Annotated in this window: 12 protein-coding genes; 5 read left to right on the top strand and 7 right to left on the bottom strand. The window is 69.9% G+C overall.

The window, feature by feature from the left end; genetic code table 11:
* The first annotated feature begins 65 nt into the window (after positions 1 to 65).
* The 4 genes from OHS57_RS18295 to aroQ all read left to right on the top strand — a co-directional run bounded on the left by OHS57_RS18295 (position 66) and on the right by aroQ (position 2,957).
* Positions 66 to 878, top strand: coding sequence for a class I SAM-dependent methyltransferase (locus tag OHS57_RS18295; RefSeq protein WP_328582673.1), 813 nt, complete (start codon positions 66 to 68; stop codon positions 876 to 878).
* 27 nt (positions 879 to 905) lie between these two features.
* Positions 906 to 1,280 carry a hypothetical protein gene (locus OHS57_RS18290; protein ID WP_328582672.1) on the top strand — a complete coding sequence of 125 codons (375 nt, stop codon included), beginning with the start codon at positions 906 to 908 and terminating at the stop codon, positions 1,278 to 1,280.
* A 122-nt stretch (positions 1,281 to 1,402) separates the two neighbouring features.
* A complete protein-coding gene (locus OHS57_RS18285; RefSeq protein WP_328582671.1) occupies positions 1,403 to 1,873 on the top strand; it encodes a VOC family protein in 471 nt (156 codons plus the stop codon).
* 415 nt (positions 1,874 to 2,288) lie between these two features.
* The gene (gene aroQ / locus OHS57_RS18280) at positions 2,289 to 2,957 is read left to right on the top strand and encodes a gamma subclass chorismate mutase AroQ (RefSeq protein WP_328582670.1); all 669 of its coding nucleotides are present in this window, start codon (positions 2,289 to 2,291) and stop codon (positions 2,955 to 2,957) included.
* Here aroQ and OHS57_RS18275 read toward each other — a convergent pair.
* The 7 genes from OHS57_RS18275 to OHS57_RS18245 form a co-directional block, all read right to left on the bottom strand.
* Positions 2,904 to 3,119 carry a DUF6243 family protein gene (locus tag OHS57_RS18275; RefSeq protein WP_041987748.1) on the bottom strand — a complete coding sequence of 72 codons (216 nt, stop codon included), beginning with the start codon at positions 3,117 to 3,119 and terminating at the stop codon, positions 2,904 to 2,906. The genes aroQ and OHS57_RS18275 overlap by 54 nt on opposite strands.
* Positions 3,120 to 3,235: 116 nt before the next feature.
* A complete protein-coding gene (locus OHS57_RS18270; RefSeq protein ID WP_328582669.1) occupies positions 3,236 to 3,994 on the bottom strand; it encodes a hypothetical protein in 759 nt (252 codons plus the stop codon).
* A 13-nt stretch (positions 3,995 to 4,007) separates the two neighbouring features.
* The gene (locus OHS57_RS18265) at positions 4,008 to 8,774 is read right to left on the bottom strand and encodes a putative T7SS-secreted protein (RefSeq protein ID WP_328582668.1); all 4,767 of its coding nucleotides are present in this window, start codon (positions 8,772 to 8,774) and stop codon (positions 4,008 to 4,010) included.
* A 53-nt stretch (positions 8,775 to 8,827) separates the two neighbouring features.
* A complete protein-coding gene (locus OHS57_RS18260; RefSeq protein WP_328582667.1) occupies positions 8,828 to 9,472 on the bottom strand; it encodes a hypothetical protein in 645 nt (214 codons plus the stop codon).
* Positions 9,472 to 9,927 (bottom strand): hypothetical protein, encoded by a 456-nt coding sequence (locus OHS57_RS18255; RefSeq protein ID WP_328582666.1) that lies wholly within the window; start codon positions 9,925 to 9,927, stop codon positions 9,472 to 9,474. Before OHS57_RS18255 ends, OHS57_RS18260 begins: the two co-directional genes overlap by 1 nt.
* A 281-nt stretch (positions 9,928 to 10,208) precedes the next feature.
* Positions 10,209 to 10,610 (bottom strand): DNA-binding protein, encoded by a 402-nt coding sequence (locus OHS57_RS18250; protein WP_328582665.1) that lies wholly within the window; start codon positions 10,608 to 10,610, stop codon positions 10,209 to 10,211.
* Positions 10,607 to 10,855, bottom strand: a complete 249-nt coding sequence (locus OHS57_RS18245) for a type II toxin-antitoxin system CcdA family antitoxin (RefSeq protein WP_328582664.1) — start codon at positions 10,853 to 10,855, stop codon at positions 10,607 to 10,609. The genes OHS57_RS18250 and OHS57_RS18245 overlap by 4 nt, the downstream gene beginning before the upstream one ends.
* 321 nt (positions 10,856 to 11,176) lie before the next feature.
* Between OHS57_RS18245 and OHS57_RS18240 the strand changes: the two genes are divergently transcribed.
* A complete protein-coding gene (locus tag OHS57_RS18240; protein ID WP_328582663.1) occupies positions 11,177 to 12,595 on the top strand; it encodes a DEAD/DEAH box helicase in 1,419 nt (472 codons plus the stop codon).
* The last annotated feature ends 7 nt before the right edge of the window (positions 12,596 to 12,602 follow it).

Here is a 12,602-nt window from a genome sequence, read left to right as displayed (position 1 = left end):
CCCTCCGGGCGAACGCGTGACGTTCGCCCGGAGGGGCCGCGGTGTTTCGTACGGAGGGAGATCTGATGACCGGGACGTCAGGGGAGCGCGGCGCCAAGCCCCAACTGTTCGACTACGACGCGGAGTTGCGCCGTTACAACGAACACTTCCGCGCGGTTGCCCGCGTCGGCCGCCACGACCGCGTACTCGACATCGGCTGTGGCACGGGCCAGACCACCCGCGACGCCGCCCGCGCCGCGGTCGCCGGGAGCGCGCTGGGCGTCGACATCTCCGCGCCGATGCTGGAGCGGGCCCGTCAACTGGCCGCCGAACAGGGGCTGTCCAACGCGACGTACCACCAGGCGGACGCGCAGGTGTACGGCTTCGAACCGACGTACTTCGACGTCTGCGTCAGCCGGTTCGGCACGATGTTCTTCGCGGACCCGGTCGCCGCGTTCACCAACATCGGACGGGCGCTGCGCCCGTCGGGGCGGCTGGTGCTGCTGGTCTGGCAAGGCCGCGACCGCAACGAATGGGCGTCGGCGATCCGCGAAAGTCTCACCGCGGCACCAGCCCCTCCCGCCTCAGCTCCCTCTTCCGCTCCGAACGCGTTCTCGCTGGCCGACCCAAGGCTGACGGAGGACATCCTGACGACGGCGGGCTTCACGGACGTCACCTTCACCGACGTGCACGAACCGGTCTACTACGGCCCGGACACCGCCACCGCCCTCGACAGCGTGCTCCGCCTGCTGAAGTTCCAAGACCTCCTCGCCGACCTCGACACCACGACAGCCGACCAGGCCCGCACCCGACTCCACACGACCCTCGCCGCCCACGACACCGGCGACGGCGTCCACTTCGACTCACGCGCCTGGATCGTCACGGCACGCCGCGCGTAGCGGGAACGAGCGGGCAAGATGGCCCCCATGACAAAGCTCCCCGCACGCTCGGCCCGCCCCGGCTCCGCCGGCTCGGTGCTTTCGTTGTGGTCCCAGGACTCGGTGCTGTCGATCGGCTCGGTGGGATCGGTGCTGTCCGTGGGATCGATCGGCTCGGCCCTGTCGATCGGCTCGATCGGAAGCGCCCTCTCGCTCGGCTCGATCGGCTCCTCCCTGTCCCTTATCTCCGCGGGCTCATGGCTGAGCACAGGCTCGGTACTCTCCGCCCAGTCCCGCTGGTCGGTCCTGTCCTGGCGCTCCTCACGCGGCTTCCTGGCGGCAGGAGCGGCGGGAGCAGCAACCGCAGGCACCGCCCTGCTACTGACCCACCTGCTCCACAAGTCAGCCCCCGGCACCAACTGACCGCGCACCGGCCGTAACCGAGACATCCGGCCGGCGAAGATCCACCGATGAGTTCCGCCGACCGGGTCGGTCTACCAGCACGTACGCCATCGAGCCGTCGAGCCAATGACCGGAGACCGACCATGACCACTTCCGCACACCCCGGCCGCATGCTGTTCGTGAACATGCCCGTAGCAGACCTCGACCGCAGCAAGACGTTCTTCTCCAAGCTCGGATTCAGCTTCAACCCGAACTTCACCGACGAGAGCGGCGCGTGCATGCTGGTCGGCGAGCAGGCTTTCGTCATGCTGCTCACCCGCGAGAAGTTCGCCGAGTTCGCGAAGCTGCCGACAGCCGATCCCACCACGCACACGCTGGCGCTGTACGCCTTCAGCGCCGCATCCCGCGAAGAGGTCGACACGGTCAGCGCCGCCGCACTCGCGGCGGGCGGCACCCAGGCCGACGACGCCGAGGACTACGGCTTCATGTACTCCCGCAGCTTCTTCGACCTCGACGGCCACGGCTGGCAGGTCATGTGGATGGACCCGGCGGCAGCGGAGCAGGGCACGGAGGCATTCGCGCCCGCCACGCAGGACGCCGACGACCTGGCGTAGCGCAGGCCCGTTTCCACCTGCCCGCGCAGGGGCCGACACTGGCGGCCAACCGCCCCCCAGGCGAGGACGCGCGTGACGATCCAGTACTCGTCCTCCTCGGACGTGACCGCGCACAGCTGGCGACCGTCCGCCGACAGCGCCAGAAAGTCCGGCGAACCCGGCCACCACGTCAGGATGTGACTCCAGGACCGTCACCGTCGGCCTGACCTCCACCCCCGTAACGGCGCGGATGGCGGTCAGGACATCAGGCACAGGACACGGGGCTTCTCTTCCGAGGACCAGCAGTCCACACGCTTCGAGGGTGTTCCGCCAGGCCGGCTTCCCCGCACCGGAGGCCGCTGCCATGTGATTCCTCTCCTCCACCGGGACAACGTCTTGTGTGAAAGCCACCTCACACAACGAAAGGACACGTCCTGTGCGAACCCGACGTACAAGATCGGCGTTGGTCGCCGCGTGCGCCACGCTGCTGCTCTCCGGTGCCGCAGCCATGCCCGCCGTCGCCCAGCCGCGGCCTGCGGGGCCCGCGCCATCTGCCGCTTTCGGACTCACCCCGCTGGTCACGCTGACCGACCTGTTCGCCGAGCGACTGCTGGTCGCCGACAAGGTGGCCGCCGCCAAGTACGGCACCGACCGCCCGATCGACGACCCCGCGCGGGAGCAGCAGGTCCTCGACGACGTCGCCACCCGTGCCGTCGGGCTCCGGCTGGAGCCTGACGTGGTGGTCACCGTCTTCGAGGACCAGATCGAGGCGAACAAGCTGGTGCAGCGCGGGCTGTACGCGCACTGGGACGCGCATCCCGAACAGCGGCCCACCCGGCGGCCGGACCTCGACAAGGAGGTCAGGCCGGAACTCGACCGCATCACCACGCAGGTGCTCGACACGCTGGTGGCGACGGAGGGTGTGCGCTCCGCGCCGTCGTACGAACTGCGGTTGCACGGCGCGGCCGCCCGGTCGGCGTACAGCCATGGGCTGGACGTTCTGCACCTGAAGGGAATGGAGCGGGCGCTGCCGCCCTGCCGCGGCGGCGCGTCAGCTCTGTGCGGTGTCGTCGTCCGTCTGCCCGGCGTCCTCGGTCGCGCCTGATTTCTCGCGCATCTTGCGCACCAGCTCCGCCTTCCGGTCGGCGGCACCCTGGCGGTCGAGGTTGCGGTGCGGACCATTGTTCTGCCGTTCGGCACGGGACAGCCGCTTGCGCTGGCCGCCGCCCATGCCCACGGGGTTGTTGATGTTCTTGCTCACGGTCATGGATTCTCCCGAAGTGATGTGAAGTGATGTGAAGTGATCTACGGATGTGTCAGGGGGGCGGGCGCGGTGACGCTGAAGCGTGCAGGCAGTGGTCGTGGCATTCCGCGCTGCCGCCGTCACCCGTTCCCGTAGTCGTCGACCAGTTCGCCGATGAGCGCGAGCAGGGCGTCGGCTCTGTGGCGGTCCTCGCGCTGACTCCGCAGGCCGTGGTCGAGCTGCCGGAGTCTGGCCAGTCCTGCCGGGTCCCGGCGTCTCACCGCGTCGAGCAGCGGCGTGGTGATCACGTCCATGCATGCCGTGAACAGGAGCCGTGTGGTCTGCGCGGGGGGAGCCGGATCCGGGGCGGCGAATCCAGTGGTCAGATATCGGACGGGGTCGGTCAGGCTCCAGCCGACGACGGTGCCGTGCTGGACGATCAGTGCCATGTCGGGGGCGATGCCGATGCGGGCGTCCAGCGGTTCGTCCAGGACGTCGAGGTCGCGCAGACAGGTCAGCACGGAGTCCCCGGGGGCGCGGCAGAGCTCCGTGGTCACCTCCAGGCGGAAGTCCCGGGCCTCGTCCGCGCGAAGGCCGCCCGGGTGGACGGAGGGTGTGGTGGGAAGGCGGGCGGAGTCCTCGGGGTCGGCGGCCTCGCCGGCGATCTGGAACTCGGCCCCTACCAGTGCCCGGCCTTCCTTCTCGAACCGGAGCTCGTCAGGCGTGTCCCACAGCCAAGGCTCGCTGCCGAAGGTGTCGAGAAGGAACCGGCCGCGTTCCTCGACGTTCGTGTACTCCGCGACGCGCACACGGAAGTCCCGGAAGTCGAAACGCGGGGTGAGGTGCAGGGGATCGCCCGTCACCGTCGCGGTCCAGTCGTCGCCGATGGTGATTCTCATGGTGGATGCCACTTCATCTGATCTGCTCTGCGGGAGGCATGAAACCGTTCTTGGCTGGAATCCTGCCCTCCACCACGTCTGTGTGCGTGATCGGCGAACCGGGGTCGGTCGGCAGGCCGCCCAGCGCCTGCGCCCCGGAAGGACCCTTGATACCGGACGGACCGTATGCCGTGATGACGTTGCCCGCCCCGACACGGTCGGCGCGGACCACCACGACATCCTCCCCCTTACGGAAGATCAGGTTCCCACTGCCTCCCGTCGAGTGGTACACCGCGTCCGGCTCCTTGAGGATGTTCATGACCATGTCCTCGGTGAAGCCATGGTCGTGCGCGTGGTAGTTGCCGGCCTTCTTGATGTTCCCTTCGCGCGCCCTTTCGATGACGTCATCCATGGCTTGCCGGGCGTCTTGCCTGGCCTTCTGGGCCTTTTCCTCCTTTGTGTACTTGGGCATGAGGCCCAGCGGGTCGCACCCCGTGTACGGGTTGTCCACGTACCCCAGGGGATTCGGCGACGGAGCGAGGCCCAGGGGGTCGGGGGAGGTGTAGCGGCCGGTCTCCGGGTCGTAGTGGCGGAAGCAGTTGTAGTGGAGGCCGGTTTCGGGGTCGTAGTACTGGCCGGGGAAGCGGAGGGGGGTGTACGTACGGCTGTCACGCGCCCAGGCCGTGGTGCCCCAGAGGGTGCTGCGGCTGCGCCACGCGATGTCGCCGGACTCGTCGATCAGTTCGGTGGGGGTCCCGACGAGGTCGGTGGCGATGGCGAAGAACCGCCGGTCGATCTCCTCCTGGTGGGCGTCGGCGGCGAGGATGCGTTCGGTCTGGGCCAGCGGGACGACGTCCCGGTGGTCCCAGGTGAGGACGACGGTGCCCGGGGCGTCCGGCCGGTCGCTGGTCTGTTCGCACAGGGTGAGGCCGTCCCAGGTGAAGCGGACTTCCTCCACCACGCGTTCACTGCCGGCGGCCAGGCGCTGCTTCGCGCTGCGGCGGCCCAGGGCGTCGTAGCGGTACCTCCAACGTGTTCCGTCGGGGGTGGTGACGGATATGAGGCGGTTCTCCGTGTCCCACGCGTAGCGCCAGGTGTCAGGCTTGTGCGAGAGGCGGGTCTTCTGCCGCAGGGTGACCCGGCCCAGGGCGTCGTGTTCGAAGCGGACACCCCCGGCCCGGGTGATGGCAGTGCCGCTGTAGGCGCGTGATCCGGTGGCTTCGCTGCCGGGGTGGCCTGCCGGCCAGGAGGCCGAAGTCTGGTTGCCGGCGTCGTCGTAGGCGTACCGCTCCGTCCAGCCGTGGGCGTGGACGGCGGTGACCCGGCCGGTCCTGTCGAGATCGAAGGTGCGGGTCCCCGACAGCCGGTCGGCCACGGAGCTCAGGAGACCGTCGGCGCGATAGGTGTAGGCGCGGCTGTTGACGGCTCGCGCTCCGGCGCTGATGTGCTGCTCCGACAGCCGTCCCGCCTCGTCCCAGGCGGACGTCACGGTGACCGAGTCGCCGAAGGCGCGGGCGAGTTCGCGGCCCGCGACGTCGTGGGTGAAGTTGATGTGCCGACCGCCGGTGGTGAGCCGCTGGGGTTGTCCGTCGGCGCCGTAGGCGTAGGAGGTGACATGGCCGGTCGGTGTGGTGCGGTGCTTCCGGCGTCCCAGGGCGTCGTAGGCGTGGACGAGGGGACGGCCGTCCACGAGTTCGGTTTTGACCTGTCCGCGGCGGTCGTACTGGTACCGGAGTTCGCCGTCCGGTCCGACTGCCTCCAGCAGGCGTCCGGCCCTGTCGTAGGCGTACGCGGTCACCCGACCCTCGACGTCCTTGCGGATCACCTGGCCGAGCTGGTCACGGACGAACGAGATCGTGCCGCCGAGCGCGTCGGTCCGTGCGGCGAGCCGGCCCGCCGCGTCCGTACGGTAGGTGAGGGTGCGCCCGTCGAAGTCGGTCTCGGAGACGATGTTGCCGACGGCGTCGTACGTGTAGCTCCAGGTCAGCCCCTGCGGGCCGGTGACGCGGGTGAGGCGGAGGTCGTCGTCGTGCTCGAACGCGTAGCGCGAGCCGTCCGCTCCGGTCCGGGCCAGCGGCAGGTCGAAGTGGGTGTACTCGAAGCGGGTGAGGCTGCCGGACGCGTCCGTGTGGGCAACGCAGTTGCCCTCTCCGTCGTAGGCCCACGACTCTGTGGCACCGCCGGGATCCGTGCGCCGGGCGAGCCATCCGTCGTCGTTCCACTCCAGACGGGTGGCCTCTCCCGTCGGGTCGACGACGCGGACCGGCCGGCCGCGGGCGTCCCGCTCGGTGCGGGTGGTGCCACCGGCCGGTCCTGTCACTTCCACCGGCAGCCCCGCCGCGTCGCACCTCACGTGTGTCGTGGCGCCGAGCGCGTCGGTGACCGAGGTGAGACGACCGGCGCGGTCGTAGGTGCAACTGGTGGTGAAGCCGGCCGGGTCGGTGACTGCCGTGCGGTTGCCGAGCTCGTCGTACGCGTACGCCGTGCGCGCGCCGTCCGGCCCCACCATCTCCACCGGCAGACCGAACGGGCCGCGGGCGACGCGCAGTTCGCTGCCGTCCGGCCGGGTGGCCGTGAGCAGCCGGCCGTCTTCGTCGTACGTGAAGGCGGTGGTGGCCCCCAGCGGATCCGTGCGGGACAGCAGGTCGCCGCTCGGACCGTAGCGGAACCGGGTGGTGTGGCCGTGCGCGTCGGTGGTGGCCTGGACGTGGGAGCCGGGGCCGATCAGGTGGCGGGTGGCCCGCCCGTCGGCGGTGGTCAGGACCGTCGTGCGGTGGCCGGTCGCGGCGTCCGGTTCGGTGTAGGCCAGGGTGATCTGGACGTGCCCGGCCTCGCCGCCCTCGGCGACGACGCGGTCGCGGTCGTCGTAGACGTAGTCGTAGCGGCGCCCGTTGGAGTCGATCCAGGCGATGACACGGCGGCGTTCGTCGTAGAGGAACGTGGTGACGGCGCCGGACGGTCTGGTGACGGTGGTGAGGTTGCCGTCCTCGTAGCCGTAACTCAGCACCGGCAGCTCTGCGCCGGCCAGGAACAGGGCGGTGACCCGGCCGTCGGTGGTCGACAGCCTCACTCCGTGGCCCGCCGAGTGGACGAGGGCCAGCGGCAGACCGTTCTCGGCGCGGTCGACGGTGATGGTGTGGCCGTTGCGATCGGCTGTTTCGGACAGCCAGGCCGTACCGTCGCCGCCCGGTTCCGCGCCGGAAGGGCCGGTGAAGTGGCGGCTCACACCGGTGTCCGGGTCGGTGACCGTGTAGTCGCCGTCCGCGTCCCGGGAAAGGAGTGTGCGGGAGCGGCCCGCGTGCGGCCGGCTGGGCACACCGGGTGCCGGATGCGGATGCGGGACGAGCAGACCGTCGGCGGTGACGTGGACGACGCCGACCGCGTCGATCTCCAGGCGTTCGTCGACGGTGGAGGACCAGGCGGGCCCCAGGAAGCGGCCGGTCGCGCAGCCGGACTCGGTGCGGCGGGTGAAGACGAGAGGCAGGATGCCGGCGATCTCGAGGTCGGTCTGGGGGAGGAACATGTGGCCTGAGGCCAGGTCGACGGGGTCGGTGCCGTCGGTGGGGCGTTCGGCGTCGGGGCGGGTGTGGGTGCCGTCCGGGGCGTCGTCGATGAGTTTGCGGGCGCGGTTGGCGTCGGCGGCCAGGTCGGCGGCTTCCTTCGCCGCGCGGACTCCCTTGACCCCGGCGCCGGCTCCGCCGGTGGCTGCGGTGAGGACGAGGTCGGGGACGAGCCGGCCGAGTCCTTCCGAGGGGTCCTTCGCGAAGTCGGTGAGCATCTGTTTGCCCGCGCCCCAGGGGTCGTTGGCGACCTGGAGGAGTCCGGCTGCGGTGCTGTTGAGCGACGTCGCGTACTCGGCGGGGTGGGTGATGTTGTACGGGTCGGTCGGGTTGAGGCTGCGGGCGAACGTGAGCAGTCCTGCGGTGCCCTTGATGATGCCGCCGGTGAAGTGGTCCCGCATGATGTCGAGTTCGCTGACGCCCTGGACGGCCTGTTCGGCCCATTTGGGTTTCGGCGGCGCGGTGTCGCGGGCGGCTTGGACGGCGGTACGGGCGGTCTCGGCGGCCGAGTTGCGCTGCCGCCTGGCCTCGGTCAGGATCTCCTGCGCCTCTTGCATCTGTGCGGTGCCGGGATCGGTGAACGCGCCTGGACGCGGCGGGAGTTCGGAGGGGTCGCGTTTGTCGGCGGGTTTGGCGTTGTACTGGCTGACCGCCTTGTTGAAGGTGTCGACCTTCGCCTTGTGCGCGTCGGCCGCGTCCTCGGACGCCTTCGTGCCGGCCTTCCACTTGTCGATCGCCGTCTGTGCCTGGTCCTGTGCCCAGGTGACGGTTTCGGCGAAGGCCTCCAGGGCGCTGCCGGCCTTCGCGAAGGCGTCGGCGCCCTTGAACCACTTCGGCGGCTCGACCGCCACCGTCTCGCGGAAGGCGTCCGCGGCCTCGCCCTTCACGGCGGACGAGTCGAGGCCCTTCAGGCCCCCGCCGACCTTGTCGAACGCGGTCTGGAAATCGTGCAGATGGGAGGCGGTCTCGCGGATCTTCGACGGGCTGCCGTAGATGAGTTTGGTCTTGTCGTCGGTCTGTCCGAGGTCCATCTCGTCGACCTCGGCGCCCATCCGGTTCGCCACCGAGCGGGACTTCTCCCGCACCCAGTCGGCGCCGGACTCCCAGCCGACGTCGTCGAGCCGGTCCGCGGTCCAGTTCCCGACGTCCTCGACGCGGTTGCCGGCCCACTCCACCCCGTCCTCGACGGCGTCCTCGACGACGTCGGGGGTGAGGTCACTGACGAAATCCCCGATACCCATGACTTGTTCGCCCCCGTGGTCCGAATACCCGTTGTCGCGCTATCCGTTGCCCGTTATCCGTTGCCTTGCGACTGCTGCCGGGCCCGCTCCTCCGGCGACGGGCCGAACGTGTCGTCGACCGCCTGGTCGAAGTCGCCCTGGTCGATGCCGAGGGCCTCGTTGAGGATGTGCGACTGCCGGCCCCCCGAACCCTCGGTCACCAGCGCGCGCCCGGTGTCCTTCCAGGTCTGCGCCATGTCGTCCTGTGCCTTGTCGAACGACTTGGCGCTGTAGTCCGGACTCAGGTAGTCGGGCGTGAACACATCGCCCCAGTCCTGCTTGATCACGTCGTCCTCGGAGGCGTGCGGATTACCGACGGCCGAGTTCACGGCGACCTTGAACGTGCCCTGCAGGTACTGGTCTTCCTCCCACACCAGGCCCGCGGACAGCCCGAGTGTCGAGGCGATGGTGTTGGCGTTCTGGACCAACGCCCGTACGCCCCACTCCCAGCGCTCGCAGAAGTCCTCGAAGTCGACCGACAGGCCGTGGTGTCCGGCCTCCATCCCGGTCATCGCCAGGCCGGAGAAGCCCTTGCCCATCACCGCGCCCGTACCGGTACCCACGTCCCGCAGCTCGTCGACCGCGGCGCGCAGGCCGTCGGTGACAAGTTGGACGCTCTCCTTGTCGAACTTCAGGTCTTCAAGCCCGTCCGCACCCATCAGCCCCGTCCCCCGTCCCGCTCGCCGGCGTCCCGCTCGCCCGTGTCCACGGCGCCTGCGTCTACGGCGACCGCGTCCGGCACGATGCCCATCACCGGCGGGAACAGCATCGAGCCGTCCGGGTCGGCGACATTGAGAGCCACCCCGGCGGGCACGCCCATCGCCGGCACGATCTCGTCCAGCAGCCGCGCCCCGCGCAACTCGGCGAACTCCCACTCCCGGCCGGTCAACAGCCCGTCCCCGGAATCCCGCGCACGCGCGAACCGCGCCAACGCCTCGTCATCCGTGAAGCCGTAAATCCAGCGCACCCCGCCGAACGTGGCTGTCCACAACCCGCCCCCGTCCAACGGCACGAGCACCAAGGACCGCCGCAGTTCCCCGACCAACGCCCGCGGATCGCCAACTCCCGCCCGCCGGTCGGCTATCCGCTCCGCCAGTGCCGTTCCGGTACCCAACCCCAACACCCCCGTGCTGCCTTGCCGTGTCCCCGGACCTAGCACGGTAGGACACGAGCCGGGAAACTGGCCACCAGTCCCGGGGAACGAATGACGATCCCGGCCGGCTTCAACCGAAAGACGCACAGCGACCGACGAACGGTTGCACGCACCCGGCGACGAGGACCCTGCTGCGGGACGCCGAGCGAGGACCGGACAACACACAGCCCCCAGGTTGCTGACCTCGGGGTTTGTCGTGGGGCGGGTGACGGGAGGCGAAGAGCCGAAGAGGCGCCGATGGGTCAGAGCGAGATGATCCGGACGCGATCGCCGCAGAGTTTGGTCATGTCGTCACTGTCGGACGTGAGCAGCGCGACCGGCCTTGGCTGGCGTAGTGCCACTTCGGCCACGGTGGCGTCGATGGCGTACTTGTGGCCGTGCAGCCCGGCTTCCTTGAGGAGCCCCGCAGCGTCCTTTGCCGCCTGCTCCGTGACCGGTTCCACCTTGATTCGCGACAGAGTCCAATTGAGGCGTGGGACGTCGGTGCGCGAGTGGCTGACCTCCACGATGGTGTTCGCTCCGATGACGAGGTCGGCACCCATCTCGTGGAACACCTGTAGCAGCGCGAGGAACTTGCGGTCCTGCACGATCCAGGCCGAAAGCCCCTCCGAGTCCAGGACAACAGTTTCGATCCGCTCGCTCATGCGGCATCCGCGTCCTTGGAGGGGGCAACGGCACCGAAGATCTTCGACCGGGCCTCCGCCAGTTCCTCGTCGCTGAACTTCCCGTGCTCGTCTTCATGGCGTCGCAGATCGTCACCCAGCAGCTGGTGGCGGATCTGGCGGGCTACCGCTTCAGCCACATAGCCGGAAACGTTGTCCGTGAGCTTGCGGAGCTCAGCCACCTGGTCGCTGGGCAGCGTGACGGTGATGCGAGTCGTTGAGGACATACGGGAAGCATACTGCAGTATGCGCGGTGATGGTCGTGTGTGCTCCTCCCGGGTACTGGCCATGGGGGCGCTGTCATTGGCAGATGTCTTCCAGGTACGGCAGGAGCCCGTGTACCGCTCGGCAAAGGGCACTTCGGATGGCGAGGGGTTTGCCGGCCTTCAGCGCGTGACGATCCCCGGGGCGGGTGCCCGGCCGGGCCGCGGGACGGCTGGCGCGAGGCCCGCGCTGGTAAGCTTGGAACACGCTTGCAGAGAGCCTGGGCCCGTGCCGGACAAGGTGCGGGCCCAGGTCCGTTCAGGGCGTCGAAACGAGGAACCCCCATGAAGGCGAAGCAGCCGGCCTCCGGCCGCTCCGGACCCGGCAGGTCCGACCAGGAGAGGGCCCCGCGGGGCGAGCTCTCGGTGCCGGAGACAGTGGCGCCCGGCCTCCCGCCCGCTGGGTCCTTCGCGGAGCTGGACATGCCGGTCGAGCTGATGGGCGTGCTGGCGGGGCTCGGCGTACGGGAGCCGTTCCCGATCCAGGCGGCCACCCTGCCGAGCGCGCTGGCAGGCCGGGACATCCTCGGCCGCGCGCGGACCGGCTCGGGAAAGACCCTCGCCTTCGGGCTCGCGCTCCTCGCACGTACGGCGGGCCGCCGCGCCGAACCGAAGCGCCCTCTCGCGCTGGTCCTGGTGCCGACGAGGGAACTTGCGCAGCAGGTGAGCGAGGCGCTGGCTCCCTACGCTGAGGCGCTGGGGCTCCGCTCGGTGACGGTGGTCGGCGGGCTGGCGATCAACCGGCAGGTGGCGGCGCTTCGGGCGGGTGTCGAGCTCGTGGTGGCGACGCCGGGACGGCTCACCGACCTCGTCGCCCGGCGGGACTGCCACCTGGACCGGGTGCGGATCACGGTGCTGGACGAGGCGGACCAGATGTGCGACATGGGTTTCCTGCCGCAGGTCTCGGAGACGCTGGATCTGACGCCCCCCGACGGGCAGCGGATGCTGTTCTCCGCCACGCTCGACCGCAACGTCGATCAACTGGTCAGGCAATATCTGAGTGAGCCGGTGTTCGCCACGGTCGACCGGGCGGAAGGCTCCGTCGCGACGATGGAACACCACGTACTGAACGTTCATCCCGCCGACAAGTACGTGACAGCCACCGAGATCGCGGCCCGGGACGGGCGGGTGCTGATGTTCCTGGACACCAAGCACGGTGTGGACCAGTTCACCCGCCACCTGCGGAACAGCGGCATACAGGCGGGTGCTCTGCACAGCGGCAAGTCGCAGCCGCAGCGCACCCACACGCTGGCCCAGTTCAAGGACGGCGAGATCACGGTGCTGGTGGCCACCAACGTCGCCGCCCGTGGCATCCACGTCGAAAACCTGGACCTCGTCGTCAACGTGGACCCGCCCTCCGACCCCAAGGACTACCTCCACCGCGGCGGGCGCACCGCGCGTGCCGGGGAGTCCGGCAGCGTGGTCACGCTGGTCACGCCCGGCCAGCGCCGGGACGTGAACCGGATGATGTCGGACGCCGGGATCCGGCCCGTGGTCGCGCAGGTTCGCTCCGGCGAGGAGAGGCTGACCAGCATCACCGGCGCGAAGCGCCCGCCGGTGCAGGACAGCGCGAAGACCGGCAACGCGCCGTTCCGGGGTCTTGGCACCCGCGCGGGCCGCCCGCCGAAGGAATCCCGCAAGGCCGTGGAGGCGCGCACGATGGCGGAGGCCCGCAAGGCCGCCAGAGCGCGCAAGGCCCGCTGAGGGTCGG

Source organism: Streptomyces sp. NBC_00370 (genome assembly GCF_036084755.1).
Lineage (GTDB): Bacteria > Actinomycetota > Actinomycetes > Streptomycetales > Streptomycetaceae > Streptomyces.
This window is presented reverse-complemented; position numbering and strand designations above follow the sequence as displayed.